Source organism: Delftia sp. SD018 (assembly GCF_017355445.1).
Lineage (GTDB): Bacteria > Pseudomonadota > Gammaproteobacteria > Burkholderiales > Burkholderiaceae_C > Comamonas > Comamonas acidovorans.
This window is the reverse complement of the sequence record NZ_JADDRN010000001.1, coordinates 369,394-390,519: the sequence shown is the minus strand read 5'-3', so window position 1 is coordinate 390,519 and position 21,126 is coordinate 369,394. Positions and strand designations below refer to the sequence as shown.

Sequence of the window (21,126 nt, the reverse complement as noted above, 5' to 3'; positions counted from 1 at the left end):
TTACCTACCTTCCACTATTATTCAACGATTATTTCTAATGTCAGACACCATCTTCGGCGTAATGAAAACCAACATTTCCCTCTTAGATGACGCTTTGCTGCGACTCTTGAAAAGATTACCCAGCACAGGCACATCACCAAGCAATGGAATCTTGTTTTCCTGATTAGTTTCTTCCAACTCAAAAATACCGCCAATCACCACCGTGCCACCGTTTTGCACCAAAATTTGCGTTTTGATATGCTTGGTGTCAATAGCCACACCCTGGGTCGTGGTTTCACCACGAGAATCCTTGTTGATATCCAAATCCAGAATAATATCACCTTCAGGGGTGATTTGCGGCGTCACTTCTAGCTTCAATACAGCCTTTTTGAAAGCTATAGTGGTTGCGCCGTTTGGCGCCGTGACTGAATACGGATATTCGGTACCTTGCTCGATGAGCGCCTTGGTCTGATCGGCCGTCATGAGACGAGGGCTTGAAATTATCTTGCCTTGACCATCCGCTTCCATTGCCGAGAGTTCCAACGTAAGAAAACGATTGGCTGCCGCATTGAAAATGGACATAGCAAACGTACCAGATCCCGAAACACCCGAAACGGATGCAGGAAGATTCACAAAGCTACCAGAAGTATTAACAGTACCTCCTGCACCTGCAGCGGCATTCGCGTTATCAAATCCTGTGCCAAAGGCAACGCGATTGTCACCGCCAATACTGTAGCCGCCATCGCCGCCGCGCTGGGCGCGCAAGTCCCCGCCGCCGAGTCGAACACCGAGTGCACGCCCAAACGTGTCACGGGCTTCCACAATACGCGCTTCGATGAGCACTTGACGCACTGGCACATCCAACGTCGCCAGTAATGACTTCATCGCCTCGAGCTTGGAAGGGGTGTCAGTCACAAATAGTTGATTGGTCCGGGGCTCTGAGATTGCAGATCCACGTTCAGACAGAAATCTCGTGGAAGTTCCACTGACCCCGCCACCACTGGTGTTGGTTGTGATTTGCAACAAAATATCGGCCGCTTTCGCGTAGTTCAGCTGAAAGCCCTGAGTCCGCAGTGGCTCCAGTTTCTGAATTTCCATTGCGGCTTCATAGTCGCGCTTGGTACGTGCATCAATCTCATCCTTGGGTGCAATCCAAAGCACCGAGCCGGACTTGCGCATGCCCAGGCCCTTGGCGTCCATAATGATCTGCAGCGCCTGATCCCAGGGAACATCCTTGAGACGCAGGGTCAATGCCCCAGAAACCGTGTCCGATGTCACGATATTGAAGTTCGTGAAGTCGGCGATCACCTGCAGCAGCGACCGCACTTCGATGTTCTGGAAATTCAGGGATAGCTTTTCACCGCTGTAGCCGGGTCCCTGCGTGAGCTTGCTCACATCCACCTTTTTCTGGCGGACCTCGATCACAAACTGGCTGTCGCTTTGGTAGGCGCTGTGCTCCCAGTCGCCGACGGGAGCGATGCGCATGCGCACCGACTCACCCTGCTGCACCGAAGAGATTGTCTGCACCGGCGTTCCGAAATCCCCAACATCCAGCTTGCGCCGCAGCCCTTCAGGCAAAGAAGAACGCAGGAAATCGACTACCAGTTCCTTGCCTTCGCGGCGTAGATCCACGCCGACCTGGCTATTGCTCAGACCCACGACGATACGGCCCGAGCCGTCACTACCGCGGCGGAAATCAACATCCCGAATGGGCTGGACATCACTGCCAACAGCTGTCTTGGCTTCAAACACGCCCTGCTGGGTAGAAGGCTTTACTGTGGCAGACGTCGCCACCGGATCCAACAGGATCAGCAGCGCCTTGCCTTGGCGTTCAGTGCGGTAGGACGTAGCAGACTTCAGATTCAGCACCAGACGGGAGCGGCCCGATGCCTCCACGATATTGATGGAGCGCAGGTTGCCCTGGTTGAGCTCGACCATCGATTTACCCGTGGCATTGGTTGCACCAGGGAAATCCAGTGCGATTCGTGCAGGCGACTGGATTGCAAATCCGGTCGGGTCCGCAGCCAGCGCTTCGGAAAGCTCGATGCGCACCACCTCAGTGCCTCCTTGAATCGAGCCGGAGACCGACTCTATCGCGGACTGCGCCCATGCCAAGGAGCCCAGCAGCCAACCGCCTACGGCGATTCCCCAGCGAGCCTTGTGCAATATGCTTCGATGTGTGCCCATCATTTTCTTCCCTCCTGCAACTCCAGTGTGCTATTTCTCTCTATCCAGTCGCCGCTGCCGTCCTGGACGATTTCCCGCAACTGGATGGACGTCTCGGTGATCCGGGTAACCTTGCCGTAGTTCTGCCCCAGGTAATTTCCTGCCCGAACCTGGTACAGCAAAGCCCCCACCCTGACAAGCGCTGTAGGCACGCCTTTTTTGTCCAGACTGCCGACCATGGTCATCGCATCCAAAGGCTCGGCCTCCAGCGGTTCCTTGCGGCGATTGAGTTCGGAAGCAATCAGGGTGGTATTGGCGCTAGTCTGTGCAGACTCCCTGCGCAGCACCTGCATCAGCTTCATGGGATTGAAAGGATCCATGCCATCAGAACCAAGATAGGCCTGGGGTGTGAAGGTCTTGGGCTCTTCCAAAGGCTTGATACGAGGCTTGGCATTGGCTCTTTCCTGGGCCATCCAGCTCTGCAGCTCCTCCTGATCAGAAGAAGAGCAGCCTGAGACGGCCAAGCAGGCTGCCAGCGTGAGCCAGCCGCTGAAACGCATGTGTCTCATTATTTCTTGCCCTTCCCTGCAGCCGCGCGTTGCGCCTGCACCTCGTCGGCATCCAGGTAGCGGAAGGTCCGTGCCGTCGCCTCCATGCTCAAGACTTCGCTGCCTTCCTTGCCCACGGGGACGATCGAGAGATTGTTCAAGGTCACGATGCGTGACAGGTAGGCCACATCGGACGCAAAGGATCCAATGTCATGGAAGCGGCCCGTGACCTTCAACGCAATGGGCAACTCGGCGTAGTACTCCTTGACCACCATCGCACCAGGCCGGAAGGTTTCAAACTGCAGGCTGCGGCCCAGCCCTGCTTGATTGATATCCGAGAGCAGCGCCGCCATTTCCGCCTTGCTGGGCAATTGCTTTTCCAGTTGCGTCACATACTGCTGGACCTGTTCACGCTGCTTCTTCAGGCCATCCAGGCTGACGGCCTTGGACAGCTTCTGGCTGAAGTCCTGGCGCAGCGTGACTTCGGTATTGCGCTCCTGCTCCAAGGTGTCTTCGTAGTCCTTGATCAGCACATACCAGAGCACGGCGGCCACAGCCAGCGCGATGGCCACACACAAAAGCGCCCGCGGCAACACAGGCCACCGCGACGGGTCATTGGGATCCAGACCACGGAACTGGCGCTGGATGTTCTCCTGCAGTGCGGAGAAGTCGATGTCTTTCTTTTTCTTCTTGGCCATCACTGGGGCTTTCCTGGGTTGGCCGGCGTCGAAAGGCTCTTTTCCGCCACACTGGCGCGCGTCAGTTGAAAGCGCAGATTGAACGCAGCAGCGCGGCGCTGGTCCTTGGGCGTGACATTGACCGTCCTGGCCACGATCTCCACCAGATCCGGCTTGGAGATCCAGGGCGTTCCTTCGGACAGATTGCGCAGCATTTCGGAAACCCGCTCATTGGACTGCGCCGTACCCTGCATGGTCACAGACAGACCTTCCTGCCTGATGCTGGTGATGTAGACGCCATCGGGCAACTGCGCCACCAGCTCGTTGAGCATGTGCACCGGAAGATTGCGGTCGGACTGCAGATCTTCCACGGCCTTCTGACGTGCACGCAGGGCCGTGATCTCATCCTCCAGCCCCGCGATCTCCTTGATCTGGGACTCCAGCACGGTGATCTGGGCGCGCAGCATGCTGTTTTTGGCCTGCTGGGCCTCGATCATCATCTGGTACCACCAGTACACCGCGCCAATGATCAAAAGCCCCACCAGGGCCGACAGGACCATGGTGGCCTGGAATGCTTCCTTGCGGCGCTTTCGTGTTGCTTCTCTGTGCGGAAGCAGATTGATCAGAATCACGAGACAAACCTCCGCATGGCCAGTCCGCAGGCGGTCAGGTAGGCGGGGGCCTCGCGCGACATGCGCTTGAGGCGTACGCCGCTGCCGACTTCCATTCCATCAAAGGGATTGGCAAGGCTGCAGGCAAACCCCGTTTGCTGCGTGATGGCCTCGGACAGGCCGGAAAGTGGGGCCGAGCCGCCTGCCAGCAGGATGTGGTCTATGCGGTTGTGGGGCGTGCTGGTGAAAAAGAACTGCAGTGCGCGAGACACTTCCTGCGTCATGCTTTGCACAAAGGGCTTGAGCACGGCGGACGCGTAGTCCTCCGGAAGTTCACCGCTGCGCTTCTTGGACTCGGCCTCTTCGAGCGAGAAACCATATTGGCGCGCGATCAGTTGCGTCAGCTGTGCGCCGCCAAAAGCCTGGTCCCGGTCATACAGCACCTCGTCGTCGCGCAGGATCTGCATGCTGGTCGTCATGGCGCCCAACTCGAACAAGGCCACAAGGGCGTTGTTGCCCTGATTGGGCAGGCGCTCGATCAGCCGTGCAGCCGCCATGCGGGAGGCGTGGGGCTCGATGTCGATGACCGTCGGCTTGAGGCCAGCCGCCTCGGCCAGGCCCTGGCGGTCCTGGACCTTCTCGCGGCGCGATGCGGCAATGAGCACGTCCACGTCGCCGGGTGAATTCGATGACGGGCCTATCACGCAGAAGTCCAGACTCACTTCATCGAGCGAGAAAGGAATGTACTGATTGGCCTCGGATTCGACCTGGACCTCCAGTTCCTGCTCGCTCATGCCGTCCGGCAGCGAAATCTTCTTGGTGATCACGGCCGAGGCCGGCAAGGCCATGGCCACGTTCTTGGTCCGCGTGCCGCTTTTTTTGACCAGTCGCCGTACAGCCTCTGCCACTTCATCGAACTTTTCGATGTTGCCGTCCGTGATCCATCCCCGCTCCAGCGGTTCGATGGCACAGCGCTCCAGCAACAGTTCGCCCGACTTGGCACGAGACAGCTCAACGAGCTTGGCGCTCGAAGAACTGATGTCGATGCCTAGCAAAGGTGCGGGCTGGCGACTGAATAAGGATCCCATAGCAATCAACTTGCCCTCCCTCTTCTTGTGTATGTAAAGAACGCAACAAACCTTCACATATAGGTTGAATGCTATCAGCAAGACTGCGCGCAGCTCACCATGCCGGCCGGAGCACGCTAGGCGCTAGTGGCCAAAAACAGACATTATTGCGGGCCATCAAATGCGACATGAATGCACCCCTGCTTGCATGTCGGCCTGCACGCCTGGCTTAGGATGCGTGGCTTGCGGCCATGCTGGCAACCGTGTGCAGCCGTCTCCTACCGACCTTCTGGGGCACGCATTTTTATAATGCGGCACTCCTCAGCACTCCCTGCGACATGCCGTCTTCAGACTCCCGAGAACCCAAGGCTGCAAAGCCTCGCTCCGCCCCATCCAAGCCCATGCACTGGTTTCCCAAGGCTTTGCTATGGCTGGCGGGCATCGCCGTCGCCGGCGCGCTGGCCTTGATGCTGACCGTGGCCGTGGCACTGGCCATGGCCTATCCCAACCTGCCCGACGTGTCCGAGCTGGCCGACTACCGGCCCAAGCTGCCGCTGCGCGTGTACTCCAGCGAAGGCGCCCTGCTGGGTGAATTCGGCGAGGAGCGACGCACGCTGACCCCCATCCAGGACATCCCCAAGGTGATGACCGACGCCGTGCTGGCCATTGAAGACACGCGCTTTTTCGAGCATGGCGGCGTGGACTACAAGGGAATGGCCCGCGCCGCGCTGGCCAATCTGGGCCGCGTGAAAAGCCAGGGCGCATCGACTATCACCATGCAGGTGGCGCGCAACGTCTATCTGTCTTCCGAGAAAACCTTTACACGCAAAATTTACGAAGTCTTACTGACTTTTAAGCTAGAGCATCTGTTGAGCAAAAACCAGATTCTCGAGATCTACATGAACCAGATTTATCTGGGAAATCGGGCCTATGGCTTTGCTGCTGCCTGTGAAGCCTATTTCGGCAAGCCACTGAAGGACATCACGGTGGCCGAGGCGGCCATGCTGGCAGGCCTGCCCAAGGCACCATCGGCCTACAACCCGATCAGCAACCCCAAGCGCGCCCGCTCGCGCCAGCTCTACATCATCGAGCGCATGGAGGAAAACGGCTTCATCACCTCCGCCCAGGCCACTGAAGCCAAGGCCGAGCCGCTGAAGATCCGCACGGGCTCCTTCAACACCCGCGTACATGCCGAATACGTGGCAGAGATGGCACGCCAGCTGATCTTTGCCCAGTACGGCAACGAAGCCTATACGCGCGGCCTGAACGTCTACACCACCATCAATGCCGGCGAACAGGAAGCCGCCTACGCCTCGCTGCGCCGCGGCATCATGGACTACGAGCGCCGCCAGAAATACCGCGGTCCCGAAAAGTTCGTGGCCCTGCCGGCCGACGCCGAGGACCGTGAAGACGCCATTGACGACACCCTGGCCAACCACCCGGACAACGGTGATGTGCTCGCCGCCGTGGTGCTGGATGCCAATCCGCGCAAGATCCTGGCAGCACGCGCCGACGGCGAACAGATCGAGATCACGGGTGAAGGCCTCAAGCCCGCCGAATCGGGCCTGAACCCCAAGGCACCGCCCAACATCAAGATCCGTCCCGGCGCCGTGATCCGCGTGGTCAAGACGCCCAAGAACACCTGGGAAATCACGCAGCTGCCCGAAGTGGAAGGCGCCTTCGTGGCCCTGGCCCCCCAGACAGGCGCCTTGCGCGCCCTGATCGGCGGCTTCGACTTTCAGAAGAACAAGTTCAACCACGTGACCCAGGCCTGGCGCCAGCCCGGCTCGGCCTTCAAGCCCTTCATCTACTCTGCGGCACTGGAAAAAGGCTTCTCGCCTTCCACCATGATCAATGACGCGCCGCTGTTCTTCAGCGCCGGCGTGACGGGTGGCCAGCCATGGGAGCCCAAGAACTACGACAGCCGCTACGACGGGCCGATGACCATGCGCACGGGCTTGAACAAGTCCAAGAACATGATCTCCATCCGCCTGCTGCAGGCCGTGGGACCCAAGCAGGGACAGGAGTGGGTCACGCGCTTCGGCTTTGACGCAGCCAAGCATCCGGCCTACCTGACCATGGCGCTGGGTGCCGGAGCGGTCACGCCGCTGCAGTTGGCTGCCGGCTACTCCGTGTTCGCCAATGGCGGCCACCGCGTCAACCCCTGGCTGATTGCCCGTGTCACCGATCACAAGGGCCGCATCCTGTCCGAATTCACACCGCCCCCGGTGCAGGAACTGCCCCAGGCCATCGACGCGCGCAACGCCTTCATCATGGACAGCCTGCTGCAGGACGTGGCGCGCGTGGGCACGGCAGCGCGCGCGCAGTCCACGCTCAAGCGCCCCGACCTGTATGGCAAGACGGGCACGACCAACGATTCGGTGGATGCCTGGTTCGCAGGCTTCCAGCCCACGCTGGCCGCCGTGTCCTGGATCGGCTACGACACGCCGCGCAACCTGGGCAGCCGCGAGACGGGCGGCGGCCTGAGCCTGCCCATCTGGATCGGCTTCATGCAGCATGCCCTCAAGGGCGTGCCGGTGGCGGAGATGCCTGTGCCCCCTGGCGTCGTGAACATGGGCGGCGAGTGGTATTACGAGGAAAACGCGCGCAACGGCGGCGTCAGCAGCCTGGGCATGGACAGCGCCTCCACGGGCGGCGCTGCAGGCGCCACGCCCCCGCCCGCCACCGAGGAGCGCAACCGCATCCTCGATCTCTTCCGCAACTGACCGCCACACAAGCGGTTGACCACGCAAGAAAGCCCGGCCATGCCGGGCTTTCTTCATGGAGCCTGCCGATAACGGCGGATCAGCGTGCCGAGAACTGCAGCGCCAGGCCCGACTGCTCGGTGGCGTAGCGGCTCAGGTTGGCGAAGAACTCGCCCGCGCCCTTGGTATCGAGCCAGGCGCCCTGCGCCGCGTCGTAGCGGTAGTGGAAGCCGCCGGCCTTGGCCGCCAGCCAGATCTCGTGCAGCGGTTTTTGCTGGTTGATCACGATCTGGCTGCGGTTGGCAAAGACCAGGGTCACCATGCCACCCACGCGCTGGGCATCGAGGTCGGCATCGGTTTCATCGTTGATGCGATCGCAGTCCTGCTCCACCGCCAGCAGCAGTCGTTCGGCAAGATCCAGAAATTCTTGGTCGGTCATTACAATTCGCTTATGTTGAAAGCCTCGCAAATTCTAGTCAGGTGCATTGCCCTTGGCGCCTGTGCGGCGTCCCTGGCCGCCTGCGGCCAGAAAGGCCCGCTGTTTCTGCCCAGCTCGCCTGCGGCCAGCCACCGCGCCACACTGCCGCAGACCCTGGGCATTTCCAGCCCGGCCGAGCGTGCAACGCCCGCGCCTGCACCCACCACCTTGCCCGCAGGCCCGTCAAGTGCCGCTGTAGAGGAAAGCTCGACACCCACCGGCACCACGGACTCCCGCAAGCAGCAGGCCGACTGAGTCGGCAGCCGCGCCGCGGCTTGATGCACATCAACACCGCGGCCAGGCATGGCGCTTAGAGTGACTTTCTCTTGTCCCTCGACAACCCGCCATGCCCGTAGAGCTCTACCGAGACAAAAACCACGCCTGCCTGATGTTCACCGACCTCATCGAGGAAGATGGACAGGCCATACAGGCCAATCAGTTCCTCATCGTCGATGACGACACGGGCGCCATCATCGACCCGGGCGGCAATCTCGCATTCAACGAGCTGTTCATGGGCATGTCGCGGCATTTCGCGCCGCACAAGCTGTCCTATCTGATCGCTTCCCACGCCGATCCCGACATCATTGCCTCGCTGGACCGCTGGATGACCAGCACCAAGGCACAGCTGGTGATCTCGCGCATCTGGGAGCGCTTCGCGCCCCACTTCACCAAGGTCGGCAAGACCGAAAACCGCGTGATCGGCGTGCCGGACGCCGGTGGCCGGCTGCCGCTGGGCCGCCATGAACTGCACCTGCTGCCCGCCCACTTCCTGCATGCCGAAGGCAACTTCCACTTCTACGACCCGGTCAGCCGCATCCTCTTCACGGGTGACCTCGGCGTGTCCCTGATGAACGGCATCGAGGCGCAGGTGCCCGTGACCGACCTCGTGCCGCACATCGCCCGCATGGAAGGTTTTCACCGCCGATACATGGTCTCCAACAAGATCCTGCGGCTGTGGGTGCAGATGGCGCGCCAGCTGCCCATCGACATGATCGTGCCCCAGCACGGCGCGCCCATCATGGGTGCCAAGGCGATTGCCGACCTGTTCAACTGGCTCGAAGGCCTGCAGTGCGGCATCGACCTGTTCGACCAGCGCAACTACCAGCTGCCCATGGCGGACATCGACCCCGTGACCCGCCAGCTGCGCCCTGCCCTGCGCGCCGTGGCCGGCTAGCGCCTGGCGCGCCGGCGGCGCAGTGCATGGACCACGCGCCAGGCCAGCAGCAGCGCAAGAATGGCGGCGTACACGCCGACCTCCGCAAAGTTGTTCTTGCCTGCGCGCATCCAGAAGAAATGCAACAGGGCCAGCGGCGCGACCGCATAGATACAGCGGTGCAGCCACTGCCAGCGCCTGCCGCCCATGGCGCGCATGACACGGTGCGGTGAAGTCGCCGCCAGAGCAGTCAGCAAGAGCAGCGCCGCAAAGCCCACCAGGATGAATGGGCGCTTCGGGATGTCGAGCACGATCTCGCCCCAGTCCAGCCCCATGTCGAACCATGCATAGCACAGCAGGTGCAGCAGCGCGTAGAAGAACACATACAGACCCAGCATGCGCCTTAAGCGCGCCAGTGCCGTCAGTCCCAGCGCCTGGCGCAGCGGTGTCACGGCCAGCACCACGCACAGAAAGCGCAAGGTCCAGTCGCCGGTGGAGCGCAGCAAGGCCTCGGCCGGATTGGCGCCAAGCGTGTTCAGGATGGCTCCAGCCAGCAGCCACGCAAACGGCAGCAGGCACAGAAGAAACACCAGCGGCTTGGCCGCCCGGTGCAGCAAAAGGCGCTGTAACACCGTCATTGCATGGGCCGCATCAATAGAACTTCTTCAGATCCATGCCCGTGTAGAGCTGGCCCACCTGGGCTTCGTAGCCGTTGAACAGCAGCGTCTTGCGCTTCTTGGCGAACAGGCCATCCTCGCCAATGCGCCGCTCCGTGGCCTGGCTCCAGCGCGGGTGCGGCACGTCGGGGTTCACATTGGAATAAAAGCCGTACTCGTTGCGCGCCGCCTTGTTCCAGGCCGTGCCCGGCTCCTTGTCGGTCAGGCGGATGGCGACGATGCTCTTGGCGCTCTTGAAGCCGTACTTCCACGGCACGACCAGCCGCACGGGCGCGCCATTCTGGTTGGGCAGCACCTCGCCATACATGCCAAAGGCCAGCAGCGTCAGCGGGTGCATGGCTTCATCAAGGCGCAGCCCCTCGGTGTAAGGCCAGTCCAGCACGCCGCTGCGCAGGCCCGGCATCTGCGCCTTGTCGGCCAGGGTCACGAATTCCACATACTTGGCACTGCCCAGCGGCTGCACCTTGCGCAGCAGCTCGGCCAGGGAATAGCCCACCCAGGGAATCACCATGGACCAACCCTCCACGCAGCGCAGCCGGTAGATGCGCTCTTCCTGTGGCGCGAGCTTGAGCAGCGCATCCAGGTCCAGCGTCTGCGGCTGCTGGACCAGGCCCTCGATCTTCACCGTCCAGGGGCGGGTCTTGAGCGTGTGGGCGTTCTTGGCGGGATCGTCCTTGTCCAGCCCGAATTCATAGAAGTTGTTGTACTGGGACACATCGGCATAGGCCGTGACACGGTCCATGGTGTTTGCGCCCACTACCTGGGAAGGCACGGAGGCCAGTGCCGCCAGCTTGCCGGGGCGCTGCACGCCCGCCGCCCAGCCGGGCAATGCCGCGCCCGCCGAGCCTGCGGCCAGGTACTGCAGCCAGGCACGGCGCTTGAGGTAGCCTGCCCGGGGCGTGATCTCGCTGCCTTGCGGGTGTTGGAAGCCGTTGTTGTGGGAGCGGATCAGCATGGGAATCTCCTGGTGTGCCGGCGGGCACGGGGCGCTATTGCTGGCGATATGGCGATTGGGAGCCTCGCGGGCGCGCGCAAGTTCCCTGCGGCACCGATGCGATGGTGCACGAAAAAGCGGCATGCGCCTGAACGCATGCCGCTGCCCTTATCTTGCCACTGCCACTGCGGTGGCTCAAAGCTCGCCGTAGCTGTGCAGCCCCGACAGGAACATGTTCACCCCCAGGAAGGCGAAGGTGGTGATGGCCAGTCCACCCAGCGCCCACCAGGCGGACACCGTGCCGCGCAGGCCCTTGACCAGGCGCATGTGCAGCCAGGCCGCGTAGTTGAGCCAGACGATCAGTGCCCAGGTTTCCTTGGGGTCCCAGCTCCAGTAGCCGCCCCAGGCCTCGGCCGCCCACAGCGCGCCCAGCACGGTGGCGATGGTGAAGAAGGCAAAGCCCACGGCGATGGACTTGTACATCACATCGTCCAGCAGCTCGAAGCTGGGCAGGCGCTCGGCGATGCGCTTGCGCGCCAGCAGGATGCCGGCCACGATCAGCGCCGAGATGCCAAAGTAGACCATCCAGTAGCTGCCGCCGTTCTGGGTCGCGCCCTGGCGGAAGACGATGGGCTCGAAGCACAGCACCACACCCAGCATCCACAGCGGCGCGAGCTTGTACCAACGGGTCTCCGTGGCCTGCTGCTTGATCAGGTAGGCAAAGGAGACCATGGCTGCCAGCGCAAAGGTGCCATAGCCGATGAAGTTGGCCGGCACGTGCAGCTTCATCCACCAGCTCTTGAGCGCCGGCACCAGCGGCTGGATCTCGTGCGCCTCGCGCACCAGCGTGTACCACAGCAAAAAGCCCACGGCCGCGCTGACCACCAGCATCACGAAGCCGCCCAGGGCGCGCGTGTCGTAGTGCTGTTCGTAATAGAGATAGAAAAGCGCCGTCATCCAGCAGAACATGACGAACACTTCATAGAGATTGCTGACCGGGATGTGGCCCACATCGGGGCCGATCAGATAGCTCTCGTACCAGCGCACCATGGTGCCCACCAGCGCCAGCGTCACGGCCAGCCAGGCCAGGCGCGAGCCCAGCAGCGACAGCGCCGTGCCCTCGCCCCGCGCAAACATGCCGATCCAGTAGAAGACGGTGCTCATGAAGAACACCATGCTCATCCAGAGGATGGCCGACTGGCTTGACAGGAAGTACTTGAGGCCGAACACCGTGTCCGAGCGCGCCAGTTGCGCCCCTTCAGGCCCCTGGTAGAGCCCGATGGCCAGCAGCGACAGCCCGGCCACCACCAGCATCAGCCCGCGCAGCGGGCGCCAGAACCAGCCCAGCCAGATGGCCGAGGGAATGGTGCCGACCAGGATGCACTTTTCGTAGACATCCATGTACTCGCCATAGCGCTGCAGCGCATACAGCAGTCCCGCCGCCACCAGGGCCGCGAACACCCAGTCGAACCAGTTGCGGCGGGCGAAGAAGCCCTCGTTGAGCGTCAAAGTCGTCGTGGTAGTGGCGGTGTTCATGCGGAACCTCCGGGGGATTTCTTGTGGATGGGCTCGGCGCCTATCAGCTTGCCGGCCAGCATGGCGAATTCTCTATCACCATCGAGTGTCTTGCGATTCGTGGACAAGGCCATTTCGGCATGGCTTTCCCCATCGCGGGGCGTGAGCCAGATCCAGAGGCGGCGGTCGCGCACGTACAGCATGCAGAACACGCCGATGATCAGGAACAGGCAGCCCAGATACACCACGTTCTTGCCCGGGGCGCGCGCCACCTGGAAGACGCTGGCCTGCACCTGCTTGAAGTCCTGCAGCATGAAGACCATGGGCATGGGGTAGAACTGCGCATCGCTGAGCGAGAACACGGCCTGGGTCATGAAGGACTGCGTCTGCTCGCTGGGCTCCAGGGGCGCCTGGCCCGCCTGCGTGCGCACGATCTGGGCCAGCTCGAACAGCACGCCGTTGAGAATGCGCACCAGCACCTCGCCCGCGCGTTCGCGCTCGGCCGCAGGCACATTGCTTTCCATGAAGTCCGAGATGGCCTGCAGCCCGCCCAGCGGCTTGCCGTCCGGCCCCTTCTTGTCGGTCTGGCCCGCGAACAATTCCAGCGCCTTGGTGGCCGACTGCGCCAGCGCGCCACTGAGTTCGGAACGCGAGGAATCGATGGCCTTGGCCACATAGGCCTTGGCAGCCTGCTCGCGCAGCCGGGGGTCCTGCAGCGCGCTGCGCAGGCGCAGGAAGGTGTCCATCTCGCTTTCGGGATCGGCGGGAATGCGCAGATAGCGCATGGCATCGGCCTGGTTGTCGCGCACGCCCAGCAGGAACACGCGCTGGCCGTCGCCCGTGTCCACGGGCAGCATGTAGTTCTGGAACTCGCGCGCCTGGCCCGAGGCATCGCGCAGCTTGTAGCGGATGCTGGGGCCGATGTTGCGCAGCTCCTTCTTGGTCACGGTCTTGTGGGCCGCGCCCAGGCGCTCGTCGATGGCCTGCTTCAGATCCACCTTGCGCACATCGGTGCCGCTGCCATTGGCCCCGCCGCCACCGCCGAAGTTCTCCACGTTGATGGTGCGCAGTTCGGCAAACTCCAGCGTCACTGTCTCGTCCTTGCCGTCCGGGAGCTTGCGCACGAACTGGTCCGATCCGCCGATCACGCCCTCGACATCAAAGGGCTTGGCTCCCGCCTCCAGCGGCACGGCGCGCAGCTTCACCGACGAGCCGCCGTCGTCAAAGCTGGACTGGTAGATCTCGATGCCGCGGTAGCTGGCCGGGTGGTTGACCTCGATGCGCTTTTCCAGCTTCTCGCCCGTGGCCTTGTCGTGGATGACGACCTCGCTGGCAAACAGCTTGGGCATGCCCGTGGAGTAGTACTCCACGATGAATTTCTTGAGTTCCACCGCAAAGGGCAGCTCCTGCAGCAGCACGCCGTCGGACTGCGACAGGATGGCCGTGCCTGCCGTGCCGCCTTCGGTCACCAGCAGGTTGCCTCGGAAGGTGGGGTTGCGCTCGCTCAGCCGGTGCTGCTCGGACACCTCGGAGATCAGGCCACCGCCGGTATAAGGTGTTTTGCCTCCCAGCCACATCTGCGCGCGCACGATGAGGTCGCCATCGAACAGCCCGCCCAGGCAGATCAGCACGATGGCGCTGTGGGCCGCGATATAGCCCAGCTTGTGGGCCGCGCCCGCCTTGGCCGCCAGCATCCAGCCCGTGCCGGGACCGGCCGCCGTATCGCGCTGCTGCAGCCGCACCTTCCAGCCGCCCGATACCAGCTGCTGGCCCAGGCGCCTGGCGGCCTCTTGCGTGCTGCCGGGCACCACGTTCTGCGCACGGTGGCCGAAGGCCTTGAGGCTTTGTTCGCGAACGTTTTCCTTGTAGCTGCGCAGATCGGCCAGGTACTTGGGCGCATGGCGTGCCACGCACAGCGAGGTACTGATCACCAGAAAGGCCAGGATCAGCAGGAACCACCAGGCGCTGTAGACCGCATTGAGCTTGAGCGCGAGGAACAGCTGGGCCCAGAAAGGCCCGAACTGGTTGACGTAGTTGCCCACCGGCTCATGCTGCTTGAGCACAGTGCCGATCACCGAGGCAATGCAGATGACCGTCAGCAGCGAGATCGCGAAGCGCATCGATGCCAGCAGCTCCAGGGTCGCGCGCGCGGCCTGCGGGCGGGAGGGAGCAAGAGCGGCACCGGAAGAGTTGTCTGACATGAAGAACGAAAAGCCAAAACCCGAATGAAAAAAGCGGGACCATCTGCATTCATGCGATGGACCCGCCTGGCTTGGGGTGTCTATAAAGCAATAGGTTCCCGGTGATTACCCTGGGAACCGCGTCGGCCCCGGGATCGCATCAACGCAGGCCAGCGATGTAGTCTGCCACGGCCTTGATTTCGCGATCGTTAAGCTTGGCAGCAACCTGCGTCATCTGAATGCTATTGCCGCGCTTGCCGTCACGGAAGGCCGTGAGCTGGGTCGTGGTGTAGTCGGCATGCTGGCCCGCCAGGCGCGGGTACTGAGCTGGAATGCCGGCGCCGTTGGGGCTGTGGCAGCCCGCGCAGGCAGCAATGTTGCGCTCCTGGATGCCGCCGCGGTAGATGCGCTCGCCCATGGCCACCAGGTCCTTGTCCTTGGCAAAGCCGTCCTTGGGCTTTTGCGTGTGCAGCCAGGCGGCGATGTTCTTCATGTCAGGCTCGCTGAGCATGCTGGCAAAGCCCTTCATCACCGGGTCCTTGCGCTTGTCGTCCTTGAACTCCAGCAACTGCTTGACCAGGTACTCGGGATGCTGGCCGGCCAGCTTGGGCTGCAGCGGGATGGTGGAATTGCCGTCGGCCGCATGGCATGCCGCGCAGACGGCGGTGTAGCTGGCCTCGCCCTTCGCCAGGTCGGCCTTGGCCGCCTTCGGCTGTGCCGAGGCAGCAGGTGCCTCGCCAGCGGAGAAAGCGGGAAAGGCGGGGGCTGCAGCAAGAATGGCAGCCGTCAGCAAAGAGGCAAGCAACTTCATATCGAGGGCGTGGTTCTGTTGTTGAAAGCGCAAAATTCGGCGGATTCTACAATGGGGTCCCCTGTGATTGATATCGTCAGGAACCCTGGTTTCGCCCCTGCGCACAGAGGAAAACATATTCCTTGATCGTGGTCACAAACTGGCCACGGATTCGGTACTGAACATATGTTTTTCGCAGCCCAGCATATCGATCTGTGCCAGCGCGGCAATAAGGGCTCTACCCATGTGGCGCGCAATACCACACCCGTGCGCGCCAGATTCCGCTTCCCCGTCGCTTCAACCCGCGCCGAAGCGGCTGTCCGCCTGGCGGCGGAACTCCGAGGGCGTCATGCCTTTGATCTCCAGGAAGCGCCGGTTGAAGTTGGCCACGTTGTTGAAGCCCACCTGGTAGCAGATGTCGGCGATGAAGCTGTCGGTCTGCATGAGCAGGTGGCATGCGCTGTTGATGCGTACCCGGCTGACGAAGTCGGTGAAGCTGTTGCCCGTGGCCCTGCGGAAGAAGCGGCTGAAGCGGCTCTCGCTCATGCCCAGCTCGGCCGCCACGTCGGCCAGGCTCAGCGGCTCGCTCACGCGCGCCATGATGCGGTTGACCACCTCGTTGATCTGGTCCACCTGAGCCTCGCCCTGGGCGCCCTGCATCTGCACGGCTGACAGCAGCCGGTAATCGGTGCACTCGGCCAGATCGGACAACAGCGCGCAAAAGGCCGTGAAGCGGCGCATTCCGCGCGCACTCCTGACCGCATCCCAGTGCGCGCGCGCCGTCTGCGCCAAGCCGAAGAACTCGATGCCATGGCGCGCACGGTCCAGCAGTTGAAGCACCTCGCGCATCTCCGGGATCTGCTCGGCCGCACGGGCGATGGGGTCGTGGTTGAAAAGGATCACGTAATCGCGTGCAGGCGAGCCCCCATCGGGCGCATCGAACGAGATCCAGTTGTGCGGCAGGCGCGGGCCGCACAGCACGAGGTGGCCGGGCTCGAAGGGTCCTATCCAGTCTCCCACGAAGGCGCGGCCCGAGGTGTCGGTGATGAGGTGCAGCTCGTACTCCTCATGGAAATGCCAGCGCACCAGGGGGCTTGGGAAACCATGTGCCAGGCAGCGCACCAGGCCGCTGCCCTCCATATCCTCATAGCCCAGCGCGGGCGTTCGCACAAAATCGCGCTCCAGTTCAGGGTGACGCTGGCGGGGTGTGCGGCGGCGTGGGCTGGTCATGGCGGCGTGAAGGTTTCTGGAGAGGCCATGGGCAAACAGTATCACCAGCGGCGGCTATCCACCGCAATGGGCTGCCAGCGCGGCATCGAGTTCCGCGCGCCGGGGCGGCTGGGCACCGGCGCGCGTGCAGTTGAGCGCTGCGGCCGTTGCGGCAAAGCGCAGCACCTGGCGCCACGCGCTCTCGGGCAGCTCCTGCAACTGGCCCGGCTGCTCGACACCCTGCTCCAGCAGCGCAACCGACAGCGCCGCGCCAAAGGTGTCGCCCGCGCCGATGGTATCCACCAGTTGCACGGCCGGCGGCTGCACCGACAAAGGCGCCTGTCCTGCCCGCAGCAAGGTCGCGCCGGCCGCTCCGCGCGTGAGCACCACGGCCCGGGGACCCAGCGCCAGCCAGCGCGCGGCGGCCTCCAGCGCCGGAACGCCGGGCGCGATAAAGGCCAGGTCCTCATCGCTGAGCTTGACCAGGTCTGCCTGGGCCAGCCAGCCCAGGCAGTCGCGCCGGAAGGCCTGGGCATCGCGGATCAGCGTGGGCCGCACGTTCGGGTCGAAGACGATGATGCGCCGCCCGCGCTCAGCCGCCACCAGGTCCAGGATGCGCGGCCCGACAGGGGTGTGCAGCAATGCGATGGAGCCGAACTGCAGATAGCGGCATTCGGGCGGCAACTCGGGCAGCTCGGCAGGTGCCCACAGCGTGTCCGCCGTTGCCTGCGTGTAGAAGGCATAGCGGTTGGTGCCTTGCGCATGCTCGACAAAGGCCAGCGTGCTGGGCGCATCGCAGCGCTGCACCAGGCGCATGTCCACGCCGTTGCCCTGCAGGTGCGCGAAAAGGCGTTCGCCGAAGAGATCGCGCGACAGTTGCGAGACAAAGCCCGTGGCCTGCCCGAGCCGCGCGGCGGCCACGGCGCAGTTGGCGGGCGCGCCTCCTTCATGGCCCTGGAAGGCCAGGCCGCCCGTGGCGGTGAAATCGATCAGGGCTTCGCCCGCGATGGCTATGCGCATGCGTTCTACCTCGCTGCCTGTTGGACAAAAGCATGGACACGGTCTGTGGCACGGCGGACCGCCTCCACCAGATGCGGATGGCCCGCGGCCTCACCCCACAAGGGCACTTCGGCACACAGCGCGGCCACGGGGTCGGCGGCGGCGCAGATGGCGTGTGCCACTGCGGGGTCCATGGCCTGATCCTGGTAGGCATAGGGCAGTGTGTCATGGTGCCAGCGCTGCAGAAAAACCAGGAACAGCGCCGGCAGCATGGCCACGGCATCCATGGACGCGCCCTGCGCGATGCGCTCGCGCACCGTGGGCGCGATGAAGCCCGGGATCTTGGCAAAGCCGTCGGCCGCCACGCGCTGGTTGGTGTCGCGTATCGCAGGGTTGCCGAAGCGTTCCAGCACGGTGTCGCGGTAGGCCGGCAGGTCCAGGGCCGATGCCTTGCCGGATGGTGCAAGGCAGGGAATCACATCCTGCGTCACATAGTCCCATGCCAGCTGGCGTATCGCCGGCACGGCACTGCCTTCGTGGATGAAGCGCAGGCCCGCCAGCGTGCCGGCCCAGGCAATGCAGCTGTGGCTGGCGTTGAGGATGCGGATCTTGGCCTCCTCGTAGGGGGCCACGGAAGACACCATCTCCACGCCCACGCGCTCCCAGGATGGGCGGCCTGCGACGAAGCGGTCCTCTATCACCCACTGTGAAAAGCTTTCGGCCGTCACGGCGGCCGCATCGTCCCAGCCCGTCGCGGCCTGCACGCGCTCACGCAGCTCCGGCGGCGGGCGCGGGGTGATGCGGTCGACCATGGCATTCGGGCAGCTGATGTTGTGCCCTGCCCACTCGGCCAGTTCCTGCAGTTGCGCCAGTTGCATGAAGGCCAGCAGACCGGCCAGCAGGCGATCGCCGTTGTGGCGCAGGTTGTCGCAGCTCAGCAGTGTGACCGGGCCGGCATGAGCACAGCGGCGCAACTGCAGGATGGCGCACAGCACGCCATAGATCGTCTCTCCGACCTGCCCCTGGCGCATGCGGCCGATGTCGGCCGCAAGCTCCGGGCTGCCGGTGTCCAGCACGCCGCTGCCATCGAGGTAGTAGCCAGCCTCGGTCACGGTGAGGGAGATGACACGTGTGCAGGGGCTGGCTCCGCGCGCAATCACGGCGGCCAGCCCGGGCGCATGGGGGATCACTTCGCGCAGGGCCTCGATGCGTTGGTAGCGCACCGATCCGCCAGGCGCAATCGTCTCCAGTGTGTAAGCCCCTCCCTGGCGCGCCAGCGCCTCCAGCGTCTGCGCCATGTCGGAGCGCAGGTTGGCCCCCACCAGCTCCCATTGCGTGTCCCCGGCATCGATCAGCCGCTGTTGATAGGCGGCCTGGTGCGCACGGTGAAAGGAACCCAGGCCCAGGTGCAGCACCGTGGGTCTGGAAAGATGCGGAACAATCGCGTTCATGGTGACCAGAGGGAGATGAGGAAGAAAGGATGACTGCTGCGGGCAGCCTCTCGGAGCGAAGCGCTCAGGCGCCTGCCAGCGTGCGTCCCTGGCGGTCGAACAGGTGCAGTGCGCAGCCGGTGTCCAGCGCGACGGACACCGCGTCGCCCACGGCCAGTGGCGTGCGCTCGGCCTGGCGCGCAATGAGTTGCGCACCGCCCACGCTGACATGGATCAGCGTGTCGGCGCCCAAGGCCTCGATCAGGTCCACGCGGCCCATGACCTGTCTCTGTGCAGCGGCATCGGTTGCGACCTGCGCTCTGGCCACGCGCAAGGCCTCGGGGCGTATGCCCAGCGTGCCGTCGGCGGGCAGGCGGCCCTGCGTGGCCCCGGAGAACACGGGCAGTGCCCCGGCGGCGATCAGGTTCATCGACGGCATGCCGATGAACTGCGCAACGAACTGGTTGGCCGGATGGTCGTAGAGCGCCAGGGGCGCGCCCACCTGTTCGATGCAGCCATCGCGCAACACCACCACGCGGTCGGCCAGGGTCATGGCCTCGACCTGGTCATGGGTGACATAGATGGTGGTGGCGCCCAGCGCCTTGTGCAGCTTGTGGATTTCCACCCGCGTGTTGCCGCGCAGCGCCGCATCGAGGTTGGACAGCGGCTCGTCGAACAGGAACACCTTGGGCGCACGCACGATGGCCCGGCCTATGGCCACGCGCTGACGCTGGCCGCCCGACAGGTCGCGCGGCTTGCGTTCCAGATAGGGCGTGAGGTTGAGCGTCTCGGCCGCCTGCCCGACCTTTCGGCGTATCTCCTCTTTCGGCACGCCGGCCAGGCGCAGCGCGAAGGACATGTTGTCGTACACGCTCATGTGCGGATACAGCGCATAGCTCTGGAACACCATTGCCAGATCGCGCTCGCCCGATGGCGCATGCGTGATGTCGCGCCCGTCGAGCAGCAGCTGCCCCGAAGTGATGCTCTCCAGCCCGGCGATCAGGCGCAGCAGCGTGGACTTGCCGCAGCCCGAAGGCCCGACGAAGACGATGAATTCGCCGCGCTCGATGGCGAGGTCCACGCCGCGGATGATCTGCGCCTCTCCGAAGCGCTTGCGTATGTCCTGAAGTTGCAGATAGGCCATGGTGTTCCTTGTGCAGCGCAAAGCCGCGAAATGGATGCCGGACGGCTACTTGACGGCGCCAAAGGTCATGCCCTGCACCAGTTGCTTCTGGCTGAACCAGCCAAACACCACGATGGGAGCGATGGCGATCAGCGAAGCGGCCGAGAGCTTGGCCCAGAACAGCCCTTCGGGGCTGGCATACGAGGCGATCAGCGTGGCCAGCGTGCCGGCCCGGGCGCTGCTCAGGTTCAGCGACCAGAAGGCCTCGTTCCAGCTCAGCACCAGGCACAGCAGCCCGGTGGAGGCAATGCCGCCCACCGCCAGCGGCAGCACCACATGGCGGAACTCGGCCCACAGGCCTGCGCCATCCATGCGCGCCGCTTCCAGGATCTCGTTGGGGATGTCCTTGAGCGCGCTGTAGAGCATCCAGACCATGATGGGCAGGTTGGACAGCGTGAAGACGATGACCAGCACGGTGAGCGAATCCAGCAAGCCCGCCCCTTGCGCCAGCACATAGATGGGCAGCAGGGCCCCCACGGCCGGCATCATCTTGGTCGAGAGCATCCACATGAGCACGTCGCGCGTGTGGCGGCTGCGGAAGAACGCCATGGAGTAGGCAGCAGGCACGGCGATGGCCAGGCCGATCAGGGTCGAGGCCAGGCTGGTGATCAGCGAATTGCGCGCATACAGCAGGTAGTCGCTGCGCTGCTGCACTTCGCCGAAGTTGGCCAGCGTGGGCTCGAACACGAACAGCGGCGGCACGGCAATGGCCTGCAGTTCCGTCTTGAAGGCCGTCAGGAACAGCCAGGCCAGCGGAAAGAACAGCAGCAGTGCCACGGCCCATGCCGCAGCGGCGCGCACCAGGGTGGAGGAACTTGTTTTCAT

General features: G+C 63.5%; 19 protein-coding genes. 3 read left to right on the top strand and 16 right to left on the bottom strand.

Going from position 1 to position 21,126, the window contains the following annotated elements; all coding sequences use genetic code 11:
* Window positions 1–21: 21 nt before the first annotated feature.
* The 5 genes from INR38_RS01745 to INR38_RS01725 are packed head-to-tail and all read right to left on the bottom strand — an operon-like array spanning window position 22 to window position 5,078.
* Window positions 22–2,169 carry a type IV pilus secretin PilQ gene (locus INR38_RS01745; RefSeq protein WP_207441706.1) on the bottom strand — a complete coding sequence of 716 codons (2,148 nt, stop codon included), beginning with the start codon at window positions 2,167–2,169 and terminating at the stop codon, window positions 22–24.
* Window positions 2,166–2,714 carry a pilus assembly protein PilP gene (locus INR38_RS01740; protein ID WP_013800762.1) on the bottom strand — a complete coding sequence of 183 codons (549 nt, stop codon included), beginning with the start codon at window positions 2,712–2,714 and terminating at the stop codon, window positions 2,166–2,168. Before INR38_RS01740 ends, INR38_RS01745 begins: the two co-directional genes overlap by 4 nt.
* Window positions 2,714–3,391: a type 4a pilus biogenesis protein PilO gene (locus INR38_RS01735; protein ID WP_034397004.1), complete on the bottom strand. Its 678-nt coding sequence runs from the start codon at window positions 3,389–3,391 to the stop codon at window positions 2,714–2,716. Before INR38_RS01735 ends, INR38_RS01740 begins: the two co-directional genes overlap by 1 nt.
* A complete protein-coding gene (locus INR38_RS01730; protein ID WP_013800760.1) occupies window positions 3,391–4,002 on the bottom strand; it encodes a PilN domain-containing protein in 612 nt (203 codons plus the stop codon). Before INR38_RS01730 ends, INR38_RS01735 begins: the two co-directional genes overlap by 1 nt.
* The gene (locus INR38_RS01725) at window positions 3,999–5,078 is read right to left on the bottom strand and encodes a pilus assembly protein PilM (protein WP_043795715.1); all 1,080 of its coding nucleotides are present in this window, start codon (window positions 5,076–5,078) and stop codon (window positions 3,999–4,001) included. The genes INR38_RS01730 and INR38_RS01725 overlap by 4 nt, the downstream gene beginning before the upstream one ends.
* Before the next feature lie 371 nt (window positions 5,079–5,449).
* Between INR38_RS01725 and INR38_RS01720 the strand changes: the two genes are divergently transcribed.
* Window positions 5,450–7,774: a penicillin-binding protein 1A gene (locus tag INR38_RS01720; RefSeq protein WP_207441705.1), complete on the top strand. Its 2,325-nt coding sequence runs from the start codon at window positions 5,450–5,452 to the stop codon at window positions 7,772–7,774.
* A gap of 79 nt (window positions 7,775–7,853) precedes the next feature.
* On the opposite strand, the gene cyaY is transcribed toward INR38_RS01720, so the two are convergent.
* Window positions 7,854–8,192, bottom strand: coding sequence for an iron donor protein CyaY (cyaY, locus tag INR38_RS01715; RefSeq protein ID WP_012207381.1), 339 nt, complete (start codon window positions 8,190–8,192; stop codon window positions 7,854–7,856).
* Between the two features lie 12 nt (window positions 8,193–8,204).
* Here cyaY and INR38_RS01710 point away from each other — a divergent pair, with 12 nt between their 5' ends.
* Both INR38_RS01710 and INR38_RS01705 read left to right on the top strand, forming a co-directional pair.
* Window positions 8,205–8,486, top strand: a complete 282-nt coding sequence (locus INR38_RS01710; RefSeq protein WP_080518227.1) for a lipoprotein — start codon at window positions 8,205–8,207, stop codon at window positions 8,484–8,486.
* Window positions 8,487–8,577: 91 nt separating this feature from the next.
* A complete protein-coding gene (locus INR38_RS01705) occupies window positions 8,578–9,405 on the top strand; it encodes an MBL fold metallo-hydrolase (RefSeq protein ID WP_012207382.1) in 828 nt (275 codons plus the stop codon).
* Here INR38_RS01705 and INR38_RS01700 read toward each other — a convergent pair.
* From INR38_RS01700 to INR38_RS01655, 10 genes are all read right to left on the bottom strand, one after another.
* Window positions 9,402–10,022 carry a protein-methionine-sulfoxide reductase heme-binding subunit MsrQ gene (locus INR38_RS01700; protein WP_207441704.1) on the bottom strand — a complete coding sequence of 207 codons (621 nt, stop codon included), beginning with the start codon at window positions 10,020–10,022 and terminating at the stop codon, window positions 9,402–9,404. The two genes, INR38_RS01705 and INR38_RS01700, sit on opposite strands and share 4 nt — an antisense overlap.
* Window positions 10,023–10,035: 13 nt before the next feature.
* A complete protein-coding gene (gene msrP, locus INR38_RS01695; RefSeq protein ID WP_207441703.1) occupies window positions 10,036–11,016 on the bottom strand; it encodes a protein-methionine-sulfoxide reductase catalytic subunit MsrP in 981 nt (326 codons plus the stop codon).
* Between the two features lie 174 nt (window positions 11,017–11,190).
* Window positions 11,191–12,531, bottom strand: coding sequence for a c-type cytochrome biogenesis protein CcsB (gene ccsB / locus INR38_RS01690; RefSeq protein WP_012207385.1), 1,341 nt, complete (start codon window positions 12,529–12,531; stop codon window positions 11,191–11,193).
* Window positions 12,528–14,711, bottom strand: coding sequence for a cytochrome c biogenesis protein ResB (locus INR38_RS01685; RefSeq protein WP_207441702.1), 2,184 nt, complete (start codon window positions 14,709–14,711; stop codon window positions 12,528–12,530). The genes ccsB and INR38_RS01685 overlap by 4 nt, the downstream gene beginning before the upstream one ends.
* A gap of 139 nt (window positions 14,712–14,850) precedes the next feature.
* Window positions 14,851–15,501, bottom strand: coding sequence for a c-type cytochrome (locus tag INR38_RS01680; RefSeq protein ID WP_065345545.1), 651 nt, complete (start codon window positions 15,499–15,501; stop codon window positions 14,851–14,853).
* Window positions 15,502–15,777: 276 nt separating this feature from the next.
* The gene (locus INR38_RS01675) at window positions 15,778–16,710 is read right to left on the bottom strand and encodes an AraC family transcriptional regulator (RefSeq protein WP_016450966.1); all 933 of its coding nucleotides are present in this window, start codon (window positions 16,708–16,710) and stop codon (window positions 15,778–15,780) included.
* Window positions 16,711–16,764: 54 nt separating this feature from the next.
* Window positions 16,765–17,709 carry a carbohydrate kinase gene (locus tag INR38_RS01670; RefSeq protein ID WP_071956768.1) on the bottom strand — a complete coding sequence of 315 codons (945 nt, stop codon included), beginning with the start codon at window positions 17,707–17,709 and terminating at the stop codon, window positions 16,765–16,767.
* A gap of 5 nt (window positions 17,710–17,714) precedes the next feature.
* Window positions 17,715–19,139 (bottom strand): D-arabinitol 4-dehydrogenase, encoded by a 1,425-nt coding sequence (dalD, locus tag INR38_RS01665; RefSeq protein WP_207441701.1) that lies wholly within the window; start codon window positions 19,137–19,139, stop codon window positions 17,715–17,717.
* A 64-nt stretch (window positions 19,140–19,203) separates the two neighbouring features.
* Complete coding sequence (gene ugpC, locus INR38_RS01660) at window positions 19,204–20,262, bottom strand: sn-glycerol-3-phosphate ABC transporter ATP-binding protein UgpC (RefSeq protein ID WP_034397011.1); 1,059 nt, start codon at window positions 20,260–20,262, stop codon at window positions 19,204–19,206.
* Window positions 20,263–20,307: 45 nt separating this feature from the next.
* Window positions 20,308–21,126, bottom strand: a complete 819-nt coding sequence (locus tag INR38_RS01655; RefSeq protein ID WP_012207392.1) for a carbohydrate ABC transporter permease — start codon at window positions 21,124–21,126, stop codon at window positions 20,308–20,310.